Consider the following 16,864-nt stretch of genomic DNA (forward strand, 5'->3'; position numbering starts at 1 on the left):
AATCGTAATCGGTACGTTTTTTGTACACCTATAGGAGGTCGAATGACCAAGGGAATTGATAAGTACAGTATTGACAGTACTGACTATCAGATCGGACAAGATAATGTCCAAAAATGGGGTTTTGACGTACACAATGCGGTGTTCTCCGCAAGTGCTGGCCTAACTATTCTTTTTCTACTGGCGATGGTGTTTCTTGATGCGGATACCGCTAAGACCGCACTTGATGGACTAAAGTGGCAGATCATTGGCTCTTTTGATGCCCTATTTATTTGGGCGGGTAACATTTTTGTTGTCTTCTGCTTAGGTTTAATCATTTCGCCATACGGAAAGATACGCTTAGGTGGTAAAGACGCAGTCGCTGAATATTCTGTGCTTTCATGGATAGCGATGCTATTTGCAGCCGGCATGGGTATCGGTCTGATGTTCTGGAGTGTGGCTGAGCCTGTTGCTTACTTCACTGGTTGGTATGAGACTCCGCTGAATGTGGAAGCGAACACTCCTGAAGCTGCGAAGCTTGCACTAGGTGCAACTATGTATCACTGGGGTCTTCACCCTTGGGCGATCTATGGTGTTGTAGCACTTTCTCTCGCGTTCTTCGCGTACAACAAAGGTCTACCGCTTTCTATCCGTTCAATCTTTTACCCTATCTTGGGTGATCGTGCATGGGGTTGGCCTGGTCACATTGTTGATATTCTGGCGGTTCTAGCGACATTATTTGGTCTTGCTACATCCCTCGGCCTTGGTGCTCAACAAGCCGCAAGTGGTATTCAGCACGTGTTTGGTGTTGAGGCTGGCTTTGGGATGCAGGTAGCGGTTATCAGCTTTGTTACCTTACTTGCAATTGTTTCAGTAATGCGCGGTATGCATGGTGGTGTGAAACTGGTTTCTAATATCAACATGATCATTGCGTTCGTATTGCTAGTGTTTGTATTGATCATCGGTTATCACGTTACCTTTAGCAGCATCTCTACGACGCTAATCTCTTACGTTGAGAACATTATTCCACTGAGTAACCCGCACGGTCGTGATGACGAGGCGTGGTTCCAAGGCTGGACTGTATTCTACTGGGCTTGGTGGATTTCATGGTCCCCATTTGTAGGTATGTTCATCGCTCGTGTTTCTAAAGGCCGTACTGTTCGTCAGTTTATGACTGCTGTATTGATTGTACCAACAACAGTGACTCTGATTTGGATGTCTACGTTTGGTGGCTTGGCAATTGACCAAGTGATTAACAATGTGGGTATTCTGGGCAGTAAAGGTCTAACCGACGTCTCTCTAGCTATGTTTGAGATGTTTGACGCTATGCCAATGGCAAACATGCTTTCTATTATCGCGATTATCTTGGTGATGGTGTTCTTCGTAACATCGTCTGATTCAGGTTCTCTAGTTATCGATAGCATTACCGCTGGTGGTAAGCTCGATGCTCCTATGCCACAACGTGTGTTCTGGGCATTTATGGAAGGCGCGATCGCTGTCGCTATGCTTTGGGTTGGCGGTTCAGAAGCTGTACAGGCCCTACAGGCCGGTGCCATTTCTACTGCGCTGCCATTTACCTTTGTATTGCTTGCTATGTGTGTGAGCTTGCTAATGGGTATGGCTACAGAAGAACGTTAAGCTTTGAAGTTTACAGACTAAGTACTAGTATAAGGCCTGATTTATCAGGCCTTTTTTGTGAACCAAAGGAATATTATGAGTTTAACAACAATGACGTTCTTTGAACGCTTTGAAAGTGACATCTTAGCAGGTAAGAAAACCATCACCATACGCGATGAGAGTGAGTGTGATTATGCGGCAGGCTCTACGGTTGATGTATCAACCTATGAGGATGGTCGTTGGTTTTGCCGTTTGCAGATAAAGTCAGTCACCCCAATCCAATTTAAAGAATTGACCGACTTTCATGCTCAGCAAGAAAATATGAGCCTGCAGCAACTCAAACAGGTGATCTCGGAGATTTATCCTAACGTGTCGCAGTTGTTTGTGATCGACTACCAACTTGTAGATTGACCTAGAGTATTTATTTGATGCACGATAATTTTCGTTATCCACACTAACGTGTATGTGTGAGTAGCAATCGAAGCTAGCACCCATTCGCCCTAGAAAGTTTGAGCCTAGTCACTGAAATTCGCTGCATTCATTTGGTTAGCGAACGGTTTGGGGTAGGCTGAGCGGCTAGATTCGTGGATACACGATAATTCATTTTATTCGATACGTTTGAAGGTATCGAAATACGTAAAAGAACAAGTACAAAAGAACAAGGTATTTATAGGTCATGAACGATAAAGTGTTTCAAATTTGGCAAAAGAAGCGAGAGCAAGGTTTCGTTAATTGGCTCTTTAAGAGTACTACCGGAGCGGTTGCTTTCTATCTTGTCTTTAGCATTGCCTTCCAATATTCTTCTATTGGCGAGATGGGCATGCTAGCATTTTTGCAAAGCCAGCTTTTAAACTATGTACTATTTACGGCTCTAATGCTGTGTGCGAATGGGTTACTTTGGCTTTATCGAGAGTCGAGCTACAAGAAAGAGGCTCGCCGCAGAAATATCATATAGCACAGCACTTAGATCTATCCTGAACGCGTAGCGCTTTGCGTTTGATAGTAGTGATATTACAATCCCTCACTACTATCATGTGCATGCTAGCTTTTACTGTCTTTTGAGGCGATGACGTCACCCCTCTACCCGTTAAGCCCAAAATCAATTCTAGGCGCTTATGCCACTATCACTATCGCATCTTCGCTCCCTGAGAGGGGCATAGTGATTTCAACAGCAATACTCTTCATTTGATTACCTAGATAGCTATACCGAAAATCAGTGAAATAACAGAACTGCATATCATAAATAAAATTAAGTCATTTTTTGCATTGGTGTCCAATGGTTAATATATACCCAATTGATTTATAAGAATAACCGATGAAAGCAAGGGTGTTTCTTTGGGTTATTTTTGGGAAGTACGACTTATGAAATTAACACCATTGATCAGGCTGCTCCCTTTGAGTTTAGCTCTCGTCACCAGCGGACACGCACTTGCCGATGGCCTTTTTGGTTCGGGGCACTATTCTCCAGGTGTCAGTAATGTCAGAGATCTTTCCGTTCCTCAAGAGGCGGGTTTTATTTACGAGCAGTACAATATTTACTATACCGCAGATAAGCTCACAAATTCCTCTGGTGAAACTGGTTTTGATACCGACTACAGTGTTTTCGCTATTGCGCCTTCCTTTGTTTGGACAACTGACAAAGAGTTATTTGGTGCTCGATATGCTTTTTCTTTTAACCCTTTATTAGTTAACAACGAATCTTCAGGTGGTGACTCTTCAGGTGTCGGTGATCTTTTTGTGCAGCCTCTTTGGCTAGGTTGGCAAGAGGACAACTATGACATCAACTTTGGTGCTGGTGTCTATATTCCAACGGGCAACAGTGATGTTACTCTCGATCTATGGACAACCCAGCTACAGACATCAGGCTATTACTATCTTATGGATGGGGCAGGTGCTTTGATGTTCGCTGCGACCTATGAGTTTCATACCGAGTCTGATTCCACCGACGTAAAGCCCGGCGATCACCTCAGCTTTGAATATGGATACAGCCAGTACTTAACTCAGCAACTGGAAGTGGGTATCCGAGGATATAGCCAATGGCAGACCGAAAGTGACGATATAACAGATACACATGCACTGGTTAATGAGCGTTTAAATACGTCTATAGGTTCGCAATCACAAGTTCATGGTATTGGCTTATCTGTGGGTTACTGGATAAACGGGAACTGGAACGTTACCGCAAACGCTGCCAAAGAGTACTATTCAGAATCCCGCCTAGAAGGGGAAACGTACTCTCTCAATGTAACTTACTCACCAAAGGCTGTGTTTTAATCACTAGCGGAGTCGTGTTCAAATAACCTGCCTTGTTGCCGATAGTGCATAAGGGCAGGGTGTTTTAATCTCCGTTTTATTGTGAGAAGTATAGATTGTGGTATAAAACACACTTGGCGTAATATGCACGTTTCATCTGCTTGATTCACTTATTATCTTCTACATCAACAGCGCACTTGACTCGCTAATCATTGTAGAGGACACGTCATGAAAAAATTACTACTAGCCGTAACAATCGCATCATTATCTGCAGGCGTAAACGCCTCTATTGAAACCAAAGATTGGCATGAATTCGCGTCACCAGAAGCGAAGCAGTTTGCAAAAGAAGCGGTCGTATTGGACTTTTATGCTTCTCCTAGCGCGGTTGGTTTCACGGAAGATTCTGAAGTCGCGCAGTATATTGACCTTGCTCATCAGCGTGGTGTAACCGGTGCGTCTGTCACGATTGCAGCGCCTCACACACCTAATATGCTGGCGTTTAAATCTGAACACGCTAAGTGGACAAAAGCATCATCTTCAGCAAAAACGCTCATTCGTTATGTAGAAAAAGTGGAAGACTTTCAACTAGCGCATGAAAACGGCGAATACGCCGTAATGTGGGCAAGCCAAACAACCATGCCTTTGGAGGGAGATGCTTCAAATGTTGCGGTAATGGCAGAGCACGGCATTAAAACAATGCAGCTTACTTATAACGAAACAGAGCTAACGGGTTCAGGTGTTATCTCCATGATTAATGGTGACAAATCAGGTCTAACCGAGTTCGGTAAGGAAGTAATTGATGAAATGGTAAAACATGGCATCACCGTTGACCTGTCTCACACCTCTCATTACACAACAAAAGATGTGACTGATTACATGCAGAAGCATCACAAAGGTGTACCGGTTATTTACTCGCATTCACCACTGGCATCAACCTATGGCTGTGAGCCTCACGAAACATTAAGTGAAACTGAGCAGCGTATGGCAGAGCAAAACCTACAAAAAGATCACCCAGACTATCGTCTGTCAGCGTGTTACCGATTGATTTCAGATGAGCAAGCAAAAACGGTGGCAGAAATGGGCGGCGTGGTCGCGGTGACAGGGACAGAGTTCATGATGGATGGAGTTTGGCCTGAAGATATTTCACCAAAACAATTTGCACAGATGATTGATGGTGCAGTAAAAGTAGCCGGTATCGACCACGTAGGCATCGCAACGGATGACATGATGACAACAGCGAAAGTCGTGCCTTTTGCTATTGCTAACGCTGATAAATATGCTGACAACGGCTACATGGTAGACGCGTTTGATAAAGGTGCGACAGGTTGTGCCGAGCTATCCAAACACATCGCTGGTGTTATCGATGCTCTATGGGATATGGGTTACACAAATGAAGACCTAGCAAAATTGTTTGGTGGTAACTTGATGCGTGTATATGAACAAACATGGACGCCAAAAGCTTAATTATTTTCCCCACATTTTTATGTGGGCTTTTCAGTTTGCTTGATTGGTTTTTCGCCATTGCAGCGGCGTCATTTTTTCTGATTTTTTGAATGCACGAATAAACTGAGAGGTATCGGAGTATCCCAAGTGTTCGGCAATATCAGAGATAGAGACATTTCTTTCAATCATTACTCGCTTTGCAAATGCCATGTTTAACGACTCTTTGATTTTGCGAAAAGTCGTTCCCTCATTATCTAAGTGACGTTGGATTGTTCGAGGGGGGATCCCAACGATGCTACTAAATGTATCTAAACTGACATCTTGCCGCCCAATGTAACTCTCCAGAGCATCGGCAACTTGTTCGGTGAAAGTTTGTGTTTGCCTGCGCCAGTGCTGATTATGGTTGCTAAAACCCGATAAGCTAGATGAGCGATAAAAAAGTGCGGTACATTCTTGTCCCAAAAATTGCGGAGCTTTGGTGGAGGCCTTTAGTGCATCTAATCCAAATTTTTCATGCGTCACCAAATGATATTTAATGGGTTCTACAAGAGCGGGGCACTGCTGGGTTAAGCAATGATGAGCAACGGAGATAACGTAGAGTTCGCTGATAAAAGTGTAAGGCTCAACCTCTTCCAATGTCATTGTTAATGAGCACTCTGACACAGTCCCATTAGATGATGATGTAAACGCCACTTCTTGAATCGGCAGATAGTGTACTAGTTCGCCCAGAGCTCCTTTGCCTAGGTCTCCTTTGCTTTTGTCCGATAAACAAACCCCTTCGATATGTTGTGAGTAGCTCTTTGCACCGCAGTGGATAAATTCGATGAACTCTTTTGCGGTGAGGTGTTTTAACGCCGATTGCAATAATCGACAAAGAGAGTGAAAGGGGATAAATTGAGCCGATGTTGAGTTTAGATATATGGGAAGTTGAGCATCACTGACGATGGGCCAAATGTCTTTAATATAAAGCTTGAGTGCTTCTATTTGTGCTATCGCAGCCGACTTGTGGATGAGTGGGATAGTCTTGTTCATTGGGTGCCGTTGTTGATCTGATGATACTCATTCGGATATTGGTCTGCCATTGACGTAACCGAGCGTCGAAGCTCGGTCGCTACGTCTTAAAGCTTGCAACTATAGCCACAACTGCTCAATCTCAGTGTCAGGAGTGAAATGATGCGCAACCTGTGCTTGCAAAAGCTCGGCTGTAGCAATGGCATCGACTAAGGCATCATGAGGCGTGTAGGTAGGTAAGTTGTAGCGTTTGCGACTCTTAGCAAGACGCACAGAACCTGGCCTTTTACCCTTCAAACGATTCATAAAGCCAGCCGCGTATTCTTGTTGTACTTCCCATTCAATCTGCAAGGTATCAATGACGGGAAACTGAATGCCTTCATTAATTCGGCGTCTAAGAATACTGTCCAAAAAGCTTCGCTCTATTTGACGGTAATGAACCACGCAAACCTTGCCTGCGATAGCATCAAGAAACTCAGGAAGCACGTTCATGATATCTGGAGCGTACTGAAGTTCTGAGTGCGTAATACCATGGATTACCACTGAGTCTGCATTAAGGGCTTTTTGCGGTTTGATAAGCCATTGTTTACTTTGCTTTAGATAGATTCGTTTTAAATCAAAAGGGACTAACCCTATTGAGATGATTTCATCTTTATCGGAGTTTAGTCCTGTAGTTTCGAAGTCTAAGGCTAGAAAAGGCACATCTTTTAATGGTGTTGTATGGTCAATAGTGCCAGTCGCGTAGAAGCGCTTAATATGCCCGTGCTTGCTATCTTCCAGCAAAGCATTGAAATGCGCTTGCCAATCTTTGGTTGGTGCGATAGGGGCCTGATCTTCTTTAGTTTTTTTAAACATAATGTTATTTCAGCGCTGTGCCTTGATAGCGAAATTTCAAGAAATTCTGAGCATTACTTAAGATTTGGAAAGCATCTTTAAGGTTTCGCCTTTCAAAGTCGGAAAGGTTCTCAGGCTCTATGTTGTTATCTGGCTCTCTCTCTTCGCTGATATCGATCGCTTGATGTCGTATACGTACCAGAGAAATAAACTCTAGCGCATCCTTAAGATCTTGCGCTCTTCCTCTTGGTAATATTCCTGAATCAAGAATGTCATCTAGGCGCTCAAATGAGTTTTGCTGGGTTGAACCCACAGCCAGAGCATGAACACGAATTAGATCCGCAAGTGGCGCTGTGCCTCGCCTTTTCAGATTTATGGAGTTTTTATGCTTGCCGTCTTTTTCCATTACAAAGCTTTTGAAAAAACCGAGAGGAGGCGTTCGGTTTAGTGCATTTCGTGCCAAGCAGTATAGGAATTTAGAATTATTCTTAGCGCGTTCTGTGATGAAGCGATTAAGCTTTTCTGCCCATTTTATCTGCCCGTGTACGCCGACCAAATCGAAAAATATTGACGCGTTCAGCAATGCCTTGGCGTTGGGGTTATCAATCCAATCGGCAAAACAGTCTTCCCACTCAGTTTGTGTCATTCGCCAGATAGGGTTAGTCGCCATAATGTCACCAGTACAGTATGGATAACCGCAACGGTCCAAGCCGTCACTGACCATCTGAGAAAGGGTAGCGAAATATTCATCGTGCTTTTCTTTGTCGAAGCTGTTCGACAAAATGATGGCGTTATCTTGATCGGTGACAATCAATTGCTCATCACGTGCCATGGAACCAAGAGCAAGAAAGCAATACGGAACGGGTGAGGGGCCGAGTTCTTCTTCTGCTAATTCAATGATTCGTTGCTTAAAGCTCTTACCTATGATCGCCATTGCACTTCCCACCATGTGAGAGTTGGCATCTTCGTTGACTAATCGGACAAAACTATCACTGACTTGCTCGGAGAGCGTCACTAAATCGTCCACACTGTTTTGTTGGAAGATAGAGCTCACTAATAGCAATGAGTTTTGCGACTCATATCGCACGATATCACTGGCCTCGATTACACCTATAGGGGTGCTTTTTCTCACAATGGGTAAGTGATGAACGTTGAAGCGCTGCATGGTTAACATGGCTTCGTAGACATAAGCGTTACTATCTAATGTGATAACGTCTTGGGTCATCACAGATTTTACTATGTCGTCGGGGGATACGCCTTGAGCGACAACTCGCGTACATAAATCTCGGTCGGTGAGTATACCCCGTAGTTTTTCGTTGCTATGCGCCTCATCGTCGACCACAAGAAGACAAGAGGTATTCTCATCGTCCATTTGTATTGCCGCATCTCTAATTGAAGAAAACTCTGAGATAGTAGATGCAGGGCGATTAATCATCGCGGTTATCTTAGCCGTAGTTAGGTCGTTGTCGTCGGTGTTCGCCATGGCTCGGCGAAGCCTTGTGCTGTCGTCTAGCGCGACGAAATCTGCGAAGGAATCATAGTTGTCATACAGTGTTTGAAAGGTGTCAGCAGGAATGCAGTACAAAAGGCAATCTTCGATTGCGGTTGCTGGGAACATTACCTTGCCGTTACTAAGTAGTGCTAACTGACCAAACACCGCCCCTTCATCTAATCGATTAAACAGCGAACCATTACGCTTAGATATTTCGACCACGCCACTGCGTACTACAAAGAAATCAGAGATAGCTTCACCCAGTGAAACAACAACTTCGCCTTTTCGAATATAAGAAATCTCAGTTTCAAAGGCGACCTGACTTAGCATCTCGTCGGGTAAGTCGGAGAAGGGGGGGTACTGAGCGAGAAACTGTTTTATTTCGAGTAGTTCAACTTCCATGAGGCGCCTTAATTATCGCGATTTTGTGCATCGTTCATCGTGAAACGAAAAAATGAGGGTCTAGACAGTAGTTTGGCGCTAAATCATTGTTAAGTCACTAAACTATCATCATTTATTGTCTACTATTATGGTTGAATATAAGCATTAGTTCGTCTTTTTTTCATGACATGGAGCGCGCATGAACAAATACTCATCGATTGCACTGTTTAGTTTAAGTTCATTGTTTGCGGCTGATAGCTTTGCTTCTAGCTGGGATTTTCGCTCGTATGAGACGCCGGTGAACTATAACTTTCTCAGTTTTGCTATCGGTGGTGGCAAATTGAACTCTGATGTCCTGACTGGTAGGGATGGTGTGACTGTTAGTGACATCAATCTAAGGTGGTTGCTCAATGAGCATTGGTTCACCAATTTTCAATATAAAGGTCGTTTCACCCATCATGGTGATGAGAATGACAGAGCCGATTATGTAACACTATCAGGAGCAAGACGTTTTGCTGTGATGGAAAATGGGGACCTTTACGCCGGTATTAAAATAGGTGGTTCTAAGTTGAAGATACGCGATAGCAATGGCTCAACAAAATATACCGAAAAAGATTTTTTGTTGGGGTTATTTGCTGGTGCCAACTATGCGTTTACCGATGCGTTAGAGGGGAATATGGTCCTCGAGTATCTTGAATACGACATCATTCATGAATCTTCTTTTGAGCTGTCATTGGATTATTATTTTACTACGAATTTCTCATTAGGAGCGTACGGTAGAACGATTTGGAATGATGATTCAACGCTGGATCAGGGTGGGGTGGTCGCTAAACTTCGTTTTTGATGCTAGTGGTCTAGGCAATAGAGACAATAAAGGCTGGTAAAAACCAGCCTTTATATCATTCAAGCAATGCTTACAAAATGCTTATAGTACTGCAGCAATGCCTTTGCACAGTGGCAGCATGTTTTCTTTGGTCATGCCAGCCACGCTGATACGGCCAGAACCTACAATGTAGATAGCAAATTCATCTTTAAGGCGCGTTACTTGCTCTTTGGTTAGGCCAGAGAACGAGAACATACCGTTTTGACGCTCAATAAAACTAAAGTCACGTGAAACGCCCTGCGCTTTAAGAGTTTCGACAAACAGTGTACGCATCTCTTGAATGCGGTCACGCATCTCTTTTACTTCTGCTTCCCACTCTTGACGAAGTTCAGCATTGTTTAGAATGTGCGTAACTACAGCAGAGCCGTGAGCCGGTGGGTTAGAGTAGATTGAGCGAATAATCCCTTTAACTTGAGAAAATGCTGTCTGCGCAACGTCAGCATTTGCCGCTACCAGAGTAAATGCACCAACGCGCTCGTTGTACAATCCGAAGTTCTTAGAGAAAGAGCTCGCCACTAGGATTTCGCTATTTTGCTCAGCAAACGCACGCAGACCTGCTGCATCTTCTTCTACGCCCTTAGCAAAACCTTGGTAGGCAAAGTCAAACAGTGGAATAAGTTGCTTGTCCGCTGCTAGTTTCGCTAGTGCTTGCCATTCGTCAGCCGTTGGGTCGATACCCGTAGGGTTGTGGCAACAGCCGTGCAGAAGAACGATATCACCAGCATTGGCTTGTTCAAGATCCGCAAGCATAGCGTCAAAGTCTTTCGCCTTTGTTTCGGCGTTGTAGTAACGGTATTCAGCAATTTCGATGCCTGCCGCTGTGAACACACCTTTGTGGTTTGCCCAAGTCGGGTTGCTGATCCAAATTTTCGCACCATTTAGGTGACGCTTGATGAACTCACCTGCAACACGAAGTGCGCCTGTGCCACCTGGCGCTTGAGCTGTTTTAGCACGCTTTTCTGAAACAATAGCGCTGTCTTCACCAAATAGTAGCTTTTGTACAGCTAGGCCATATTCGGCTGTGCCTTCAATCGTTAGGTAAGACTTAGTGGTTTCAGTCTCAAGAATGGCTTGTTCTGCTTTTTTCACAGTGGCAAGAACAGGGGTAGAACCTTGTTCATTCTTGTAGATACCTACACCAAGGTTAATCTTGGTATCACGAGCATCTTTTTTAAACTCTTCAGTTAAACCTAGGATTGGGTCGGCAGGAGCAGCTACTACTTTTTCAAACATGAGAATCGTCCGTGTTAAAGTGATTTAAGGGAATGTGACTGTCTTCTTTTATACCTGTAGAAAAACGTCAAAACAACAGATTTGTAATTAATTTATCAATGTAATTCGCAACACCTGTCTGATATCAATTTTTCCTGAAACCTAGATACAAAAAAACCGCCATCAGGCGGTTTTTAATAACAGTCGTCGACTTAGAAGTTCGCGCTGCGTGGTGTACGTGGGAATGGAATAACGTCACGTACGTTGCCCATGCCTGTTACGTAGGATACTAAACGCTCGAAACCAAGACCGAAACCAGCGTGTGGCACAGTGCCGTATTTACGTAGGTCGCGGTACCAGTTCATGTGCTCTGGGTCGATGCCCATAGCGATCATACGCTCGTCTAGAACGTCTAGACGCTCTTCACGTTGAGCACCACCGATGATTTCACCAATGCCAGGTGCTAGAACGTCCATCGCAGCAACAGTTTTGCCGTCGTCGTTAAGGCGCATGTAGAAAGCTTTGATGTCTTTCGGGTAGTTCTTAACGATTACAGGTGCCTTGAAGTGCTCTTCAGCAAGGTAACGTTCATGTTCAGATGACATGTCGATGCCCCACTCAACAGGGAATTCAAACTCACGACCAGAATCGAGTAGGATTTGAATTGCGTCAGTGTAGTCCACTTGTGCAAAATCAGCGTCAACGAACTGCTCAAGACGAGAGATCGCTTGCTTGTCAATGCGCTGAGCAAAGAACTCTAGGTCGTCACGGCGCTCTGCAAGAACAGCCTTGAACACATACTTAAGCATGTCTTCAGCCAGTTTTGCAGCATCGTCAAGATCAGCAAACGCAATCTCAGGCTCTACCATCCAGAACTCCGCTAGGTGGCGGCTGGTGTTTGAGTTTTCTGCGCGGAACGTTGGACCAAAGGTGTAAACCTTGCTTAGGGCACACGCGTACGCTTCTGCGTTCAACTGGCCTGATACAGTAAGGAATGTCTCTTTGCCGAAGAAATCTTCGTTGAAGTCTACATCGCCTTTGTCAGTGCGTGGCAGGTTTTCCATATCTAAAGTAGATACGCGGAACATCTCGCCCGCACCTTCAGCATCAGATGCAGTGATTAACGGCGCCGAAGTCCAGAAGAAACCTTGCTCGTGATAGAAGCGATGAATCGCTTGAGACAAACAGTTACGCACGCGAGCGACAGCGCCGATCACGTTTGTACGTGGACGAAGGTGAGCTACTTCACGAAGGTACTCGATAGAGTGACGAGTCTTCGCCATAGGGTAGGTTTCAGCGTCTTCAACCCAACCAACCACTTTTACAGCGGTAGCAGCCAGTTCAAAATCTTGACCTTTTGCTGGAGACTCTACGATGGTACCAGTGACTTCTACAGAACAACCTGTAGTCAGTTTAAGCACTTCTTCATCGTAATTATTTAAACTATTTGGGACCACGGCCTGAATCGGGTCGAAACAAGAGCCGTCATAGATGGCAAGAAAAGAGATTCCAGCTTTGGAATCGCGACGTGAACGGATCCAGCCTCGAACAGTGATTTCACTGTTTACTTCGAGCTTTCCGCTAAGAACGTCTGTTACAGGCGCGTAAGTCATTTGGTATTACTCTCCAATAGATGCTATCGAGAAATAGAAAATTAAATAGAACTTCTCAGTTTACCCACCAATAAATTTGCATCAAGTAAAGAGTGCCTATTTCGTGGGTATTTTTTTTTAAGCGGTGTTTAATCCATCAAATAAGTGAGCTGTCTCTGCATCGCATCGATAATTTGTGCGGTTACTCCCCAAATAAAGTGTCTTTGATAGGGGATAGCAAATACTTTGTGTGTCACGGTTTTTAATTGGAAATGAAAACTAGAAAGGTTGCTACGGGCAAAAAGAAACTCCGCGGGCACCTCAAATGCTTCAGCAACCTCATTGGGATCAAGCTTTGACTGATAGTGTGGCTCGATAAACGCAATATACGGGGTAACGGCAAACTGACTGATTGTAGGTAAAGGAGGCAGGGCACCTGCTACTGTGACCAATGAAGGATCGATACCCACCTCTTCAAAGGTCTCTCTTACGGCAGTAACACTAAGATGTGCGTCTTCTTGCTCATATTTTCCTCCAGGAAAACTGACTTGTCCTGGATGGTGCTTTAGGTGAGCAGCGCGCTTAGTGAGAATGACATGGAGACGATTCTTTCGCTCAACGAGACCGATTAATACCGCGGCAGGTCTTAGAACATCTTGATCAAAATGAGCCAATCGCTGCAGGCTTTGCGTATCGTAGGAAGTAGGCTTACTTAGATTAAATCTCAATAAAAATTCGTCTTTGGTCATGCCTTCCTCTCTAAACAATTCGCTACTCTAATACTGGCAGAATTTTGCCAAGTTTATGTAACGTTTCTTGGTACTCTGATTCACATTCGCTATCCGCGACCAATCCACCTCCTGCCCAAGCATGTATTTTATTGTCTTCGGTAATCAGCGTTCTGATGGTTATGCTGGTGTCCATATTGCCACATCGACTGATATAGCCAATGCTGCCGCAATAGACGCTGCGACGGTGAGGCTCAAGCTCCTCTATGATCTGCATCGCTCTGACCTTTGGTGCGCCAGTAATTGAACCTCCAGGAAAACAAGCGCGCAGCAGGTCGTATTCGTCATATTGCTCATCCAACACCCCTGTGATTGTGCTCACTAGGTGATGAACGGCAGGGAAGCTCTCGATTTCAAACAAATGCGGCACTTTTACACTACCGGGCGCGGATACGCGTCCTATGTCGTTGCGCAGCAGGTCAACGATCATCAGGTTCTCGGCTTGGTCTTTTTCTGCTGTTTGTAAGTCGTCCCTTTGCTCTTTATCTTTTAAGGGATCGTTAAAGCGTGGCCTAGTTCCTTTAATGGGCTTGGTCTGTACTTGTTTATCATGAGCAAGTAGAAAACGCTCCGGCGATATACTGAGCACAGCATTATGCGGTAACCGAATAAACGCGGAGAACGGCGCTTTATTCTCGTTTTCTAAGGTTTTGTATGCTGGCCATTCGTTGCCAGAGTAACCTGCGCTAAAGCGCTGTGCTAAGTTGATTTGGTAACAATCACCGGATAACAGGTAATCTTGAACAGCCTCAAACTTATCTTGATATTGCTGTTTGGTCATATTCGCAGACCAAGAAGTCTCTAACTGAAACGAAGGATGCTGAGCGTCGCTCTCGTGATTGAGCTTGGGCATATTGTCAGCAGCGAGGTTTTTCCCAACCCAAAACGCTTGTTTGAGTTCGTGATCAACCACTAATGCCTTTTCGTACAGGCCCACTGCCATATCAGGGGCGCTTAGGTCTTGCTTAGCAATATTTTTGAACGCTTCAATGCGTCTGCCTAAGTCATAAGCAAAGTAGCCTAGCCAACCACCAATGAAAGGCAGATGTGTATCGGCATGTAAGTGAGGAAGATATTGTTGTTGCAGTCTTCTTAGGAGTTCGAAAGGATCCTCTGCAACTTGAGAAGACTCGCCATCTATTGTTACGTTACTCATGCCACCGTAGGTTTCTACTGTAATCTGTGGTGAATGCACCAAAATATCGTAACGACTGTTTGGGTGATTATCAGATGCAGAACGAAGCAGCATGGCGTAAGGGGATTGTTCTATTTTATCGAACAGATCTAAGGCAAGATCCTTTCGATAAATGAGTTGCTCGGTTTCAATTTTTAAATCAGACATCTATCAAATTGCTTGAAATGTGACGACACCGTAAAGGTGAGTGTGGTTTGAGAATCGCCTCAAGAGTATCATAGATTTATCTCAAGTTCAGAACGCACGTGAAGTCATAGGCTTGATCGTGCATGAAACGGATTCAGACTGACCAAAAGGGGCTCCGCGAATGACCGTAATTCGTAAGCAAGATCTTATCAGCAGTGTCGCTGATGCACTTCAATACATCTCTTATTACCATCCGCTTGATTTTGTACAAGCGTTAGAAAAAGCGTATCACGCCGAACAAAGCACTGCGGCAAAAGATGCGATTGCGCAGATCCTTATTAACTCTCGAATGTCAGCCGAAGGCCACAGACCGATATGTCAGGATACGGGCATTGTGACGTGTTTCGTGAACATTGGCATGAAAGTACAGTGGGAAGATACCGATATTACAGTGCAAGAGATGATTGATGAGGGTGTTCGACAAGCCTACACCAATCCAGACAACCCGCTTCGCGCATCTATCTTGCTAGACCCCGCGGGTAAACGAACTAATACCAAAGACAATACGCCTGCTGTTGTGCACATTAATATGGTGCCAGGAGACAAGGTTGAGGTGCAAATTGCCGCTAAGGGCGGTGGTTCAGAAAACAAAACCAAAATGGTGATGTTAAATCCTTCCGATGACGTAGCAGAATGGGTTGAAAAAACCTTGCCAACTATGGGCGCGGGCTGGTGCCCACCTGGCATGCTAGGCATAGGCATTGGTGGCACTGCAGAAAAAGCCGCAGTATTGGCAAAAGAATCCTTGATGGATCCTGTTGATATCCATGAATTGATGGAGCGAGGTGCGCAAACGACAGAAGAGAAGATGCGTCTTGAGATCTTTGAACGTGCCAACAAAACGGGTATTGGTGCTCAAGGCCTAGGCGGCTTAACCACTGTCGTGGACGTTAAGATAAAAACTGCTCCAACTCATGCTGCATCTAAGCCTGTGTGTATGATTCCAAACTGTGCAGCAACACGTCATGTACATTTCACTCTAGATGGGTCGGGTCCAGCGGATTTGGTTCCACCTAAACTAGAAGACTGGCCAGAAATCTCGTGGGATGCAGGAGCAAAAGCGCGCAGAGTGAATCTCGATTCTGTTACGCAAGCGGATATTGAAACCTGGAAAACAGGCGAGACATTATTGCTATCAGGTAAGATGTTGACTGGGCGTGATGCCGCTCATAAACGTATTCAACAGCTTCTAGAAAGTGGTGAAGGGTTGCCAGAAGGCGTCGACTTTAAGGGTAAATTTATTTACTACGTTGGACCTGTAGATGCTGTGGGTGATGAGGCTGTGGGACCTGCTGGCCCAACGACATCAACGCGTATGGATAAGTTTACCGAAATGATGCTGTCTAAAACGGGCATTGCCGGCATGATAGGTAAGGCTGAGCGCGGTTCGCAGACCGTTGAGCTTATAAAAGAGAACAAAGCGGTATACCTAATGGCTGTGGGTGGCGCTGCCTATCTTGTTTCTAAAGCGATCAAGAGTGCCAAAGTGATTGCATTTGAAGAGCTAGGCATGGAGGCTATCTATGAGTTTGACGTTGAAGATATGCCTGTTACCGTTGCTGTAGACTCAAGTGGTGCCAATGCACACCAAATTGGACCTGAGACGTGGAAGGTAAAAATTACTGAAATGGATTAACTTTAGTTAATCTAAAACGATGAAGCGCAATCAAAGATTGCGCTTTTTATCGAAAATTCAGCGAGATAGCTGATACACTTATGCTGTGACTTTTTTTAACAGGGGATGTTATGCCACGCTTTGTACAAATTCTTCAGATCATCGTTGCCGTCGTTATCGGTGGCTTCCTTTGCTATGACCTAATTCTCAATGGTATTGCCATTTTCCACGAGAAGTACATTACCATCACGATAGTATTAACACTTCTTTTGGAACTTGCTCTGTTTGTTATTTATAAGCTCATTGTGGATGATTAAATCTTGTTAATGTTGCGCTCTAACGCTGGATATTTGGAGAGTAATTCAATATCTTGAGCCTAGGAGCGTAAT

Annotated in this window: 15 protein-coding genes; 8 read left to right on the plus strand and 7 right to left on the minus strand. The window is 44.6% G+C overall.

From position 1 onward, the window contains the following. The first annotated feature begins 42 nt into the window (after positions 1 to 42). The 5 genes from OCU46_RS06410 to OCU46_RS06430 all read left to right on the plus strand — a co-directional run bounded on the left by OCU46_RS06410 (position 43) and on the right by OCU46_RS06430 (position 5,307). Positions 43 to 1,614, plus strand: coding sequence for a BCCT family transporter (locus OCU46_RS06410; protein WP_141270194.1), 1,572 nt, complete (start codon positions 43 to 45; stop codon positions 1,612 to 1,614). A gap of 75 nt (positions 1,615 to 1,689) precedes the next feature. Then, a complete protein-coding gene (gene yqfB, locus OCU46_RS06415; RefSeq protein WP_141270196.1) occupies positions 1,690 to 2,004 on the plus strand; it encodes a N(4)-acetylcytidine aminohydrolase in 315 nt (104 codons plus the stop codon). 265 nt (positions 2,005 to 2,269) lie between these two features. Next, complete coding sequence (locus tag OCU46_RS06420) at positions 2,270 to 2,548, plus strand: hypothetical protein (RefSeq protein ID WP_141270198.1); 279 nt, start codon at positions 2,270 to 2,272, stop codon at positions 2,546 to 2,548. Between the two features lie 407 nt (positions 2,549 to 2,955). Beyond that, positions 2,956 to 3,864: a SphA family protein gene (locus tag OCU46_RS06425; protein ID WP_141270199.1), complete on the plus strand. Its 909-nt coding sequence runs from the start codon at positions 2,956 to 2,958 to the stop codon at positions 3,862 to 3,864. A 207-nt stretch (positions 3,865 to 4,071) separates the two neighbouring features. Then, the gene (locus OCU46_RS06430; protein ID WP_141270201.1) at positions 4,072 to 5,307 is read left to right on the plus strand and encodes a membrane dipeptidase; all 1,236 of its coding nucleotides are present in this window, start codon (positions 4,072 to 4,074) and stop codon (positions 5,305 to 5,307) included. A 30-nt stretch (positions 5,308 to 5,337) separates the two neighbouring features. On the opposite strand, the gene OCU46_RS06435 is transcribed toward OCU46_RS06430, so the two are convergent. The 3 genes from OCU46_RS06435 to OCU46_RS06445 form a co-directional block, all read right to left on the minus strand. Then, positions 5,338 to 6,318 (minus strand): helix-turn-helix domain-containing protein, encoded by a 981-nt coding sequence (locus OCU46_RS06435; RefSeq protein WP_141270203.1) that lies wholly within the window; start codon positions 6,316 to 6,318, stop codon positions 5,338 to 5,340. A gap of 99 nt (positions 6,319 to 6,417) precedes the next feature. After that, on the minus strand, positions 6,418 to 7,152 hold the full coding sequence (locus tag OCU46_RS06440) for a 3'-5' exonuclease (RefSeq protein ID WP_141270205.1): 735 nt from the start codon (positions 7,150 to 7,152) through the stop codon (positions 6,418 to 6,420). 4 nt (positions 7,153 to 7,156) lie between these two features. Then, positions 7,157 to 9,025 carry a putative nucleotidyltransferase substrate binding domain-containing protein gene (locus tag OCU46_RS06445; protein ID WP_141270207.1) on the minus strand — a complete coding sequence of 623 codons (1,869 nt, stop codon included), beginning with the start codon at positions 9,023 to 9,025 and terminating at the stop codon, positions 7,157 to 7,159. A gap of 178 nt (positions 9,026 to 9,203) precedes the next feature. Here OCU46_RS06445 and OCU46_RS06450 point away from each other — a divergent pair, with 178 nt between their 5' ends. Then, positions 9,204 to 9,848 (plus strand): outer membrane beta-barrel protein, encoded by a 645-nt coding sequence (locus tag OCU46_RS06450; protein ID WP_141270209.1) that lies wholly within the window; start codon positions 9,204 to 9,206, stop codon positions 9,846 to 9,848. An 81-nt stretch (positions 9,849 to 9,929) separates the two neighbouring features. Here the strand turns inward: OCU46_RS06450 and OCU46_RS06455 are convergent, their stop codons facing one another. The 4 genes from OCU46_RS06455 to pabB all read right to left on the minus strand — a co-directional run bounded on the left by OCU46_RS06455 (position 9,930) and on the right by pabB (position 14,821). Further along, entirely contained in the window at positions 9,930 to 11,120 is a 1,191-nt protein-coding gene (locus OCU46_RS06455) for an amino acid aminotransferase (RefSeq protein WP_141270211.1), read from the minus strand. A 191-nt stretch (positions 11,121 to 11,311) separates the two neighbouring features. Further along, positions 11,312 to 12,712, minus strand: a complete 1,401-nt coding sequence (asnS, locus tag OCU46_RS06460) for an asparagine--tRNA ligase (RefSeq protein ID WP_141270213.1) — start codon at positions 12,710 to 12,712, stop codon at positions 11,312 to 11,314. A 128-nt stretch (positions 12,713 to 12,840) separates the two neighbouring features. Beyond that, positions 12,841 to 13,440 (minus strand): CoA pyrophosphatase, encoded by a 600-nt coding sequence (locus OCU46_RS06465; RefSeq protein ID WP_141270215.1) that lies wholly within the window; start codon positions 13,438 to 13,440, stop codon positions 12,841 to 12,843. A 22-nt stretch (positions 13,441 to 13,462) separates the two neighbouring features. Continuing rightward, complete coding sequence (gene pabB / locus OCU46_RS06470; RefSeq protein WP_141270217.1) at positions 13,463 to 14,821, minus strand: aminodeoxychorismate synthase component I; 1,359 nt, start codon at positions 14,819 to 14,821, stop codon at positions 13,463 to 13,465. A gap of 160 nt (positions 14,822 to 14,981) precedes the next feature. On the opposite strand from pabB, the gene OCU46_RS06475 reads away from it, so the two are divergent. Continuing rightward, positions 14,982 to 16,496: a fumarate hydratase gene (locus tag OCU46_RS06475; protein ID WP_141270218.1), complete on the plus strand. Its 1,515-nt coding sequence runs from the start codon at positions 14,982 to 14,984 to the stop codon at positions 16,494 to 16,496. Positions 16,497 to 16,606: 110 nt separating this feature from the next. After that, complete coding sequence (locus tag OCU46_RS06480; RefSeq protein WP_141270220.1) at positions 16,607 to 16,792, plus strand: hypothetical protein; 186 nt, start codon at positions 16,607 to 16,609, stop codon at positions 16,790 to 16,792. Positions 16,793 to 16,864: the final 72 nt, after the last annotated feature.

Origin of the sequence: Vibrio comitans (assembly GCA_024346835.1) — a bacterium.
Taxonomy (GTDB): domain Bacteria; phylum Pseudomonadota; class Gammaproteobacteria; order Enterobacterales; family Vibrionaceae; genus Vibrio; species Vibrio comitans.

What these genes read in the sequence shown, in the direction of transcription:
- OCU46_RS06480 (WP_141270220.1), top strand. Translation starts at nt 16,607, where the DNA reads ATGCCACGCTTTGTACAAATTCTTCAGATCATCGTTGCCGTCGTTATC.
- OCU46_RS06465 (WP_141270215.1), bottom strand. Translation starts at nt 13,440, where the DNA reads ATGACCAAAGACGAATTTTTATTGAGATTTAATCTAAGTAAGCCTACT.
- pabB (WP_141270217.1), bottom strand. Translation starts at nt 14,821, where the DNA reads ATGTCTGATTTAAAAATTGAAACCGAGCAACTCATTTATCGAAAGGAT.
- OCU46_RS06420 (WP_141270198.1), top strand. Translation starts at nt 2,270, where the DNA reads ATGAACGATAAAGTGTTTCAAATTTGGCAAAAGAAGCGAGAGCAAGGT.
- OCU46_RS06440 (WP_141270205.1), bottom strand. Translation starts at nt 7,152, where the DNA reads ATGTTTAAAAAAACTAAAGAAGATCAGGCCCCTATCGCACCAACCAAA.
- OCU46_RS06425 (WP_141270199.1), top strand. Translation starts at nt 2,956, where the DNA reads ATGAAATTAACACCATTGATCAGGCTGCTCCCTTTGAGTTTAGCTCTC.
- OCU46_RS06430 (WP_141270201.1), top strand. Translation starts at nt 4,072, where the DNA reads ATGAAAAAATTACTACTAGCCGTAACAATCGCATCATTATCTGCAGGC.
- yqfB (WP_141270196.1), top strand. Translation starts at nt 1,690, where the DNA reads ATGAGTTTAACAACAATGACGTTCTTTGAACGCTTTGAAAGTGACATC.
- OCU46_RS06410 (WP_141270194.1), top strand. Translation starts at nt 43, where the DNA reads ATGACCAAGGGAATTGATAAGTACAGTATTGACAGTACTGACTATCAG.
- OCU46_RS06475 (WP_141270218.1), top strand. Translation starts at nt 14,982, where the DNA reads ATGACCGTAATTCGTAAGCAAGATCTTATCAGCAGTGTCGCTGATGCA.
- OCU46_RS06445 (WP_141270207.1), bottom strand. Translation starts at nt 9,025, where the DNA reads ATGGAAGTTGAACTACTCGAAATAAAACAGTTTCTCGCTCAGTACCCC.
- OCU46_RS06450 (WP_141270209.1), top strand. Translation starts at nt 9,204, where the DNA reads ATGAACAAATACTCATCGATTGCACTGTTTAGTTTAAGTTCATTGTTT.
- OCU46_RS06435 (WP_141270203.1), bottom strand. Translation starts at nt 6,318, where the DNA reads ATGAACAAGACTATCCCACTCATCCACAAGTCGGCTGCGATAGCACAA.
- asnS (WP_141270213.1), bottom strand. Translation starts at nt 12,712, where the DNA reads ATGACTTACGCGCCTGTAACAGACGTTCTTAGCGGAAAGCTCGAAGTA.
- OCU46_RS06455 (WP_141270211.1), bottom strand. Translation starts at nt 11,120, where the DNA reads ATGTTTGAAAAAGTAGTAGCTGCTCCTGCCGACCCAATCCTAGGTTTA.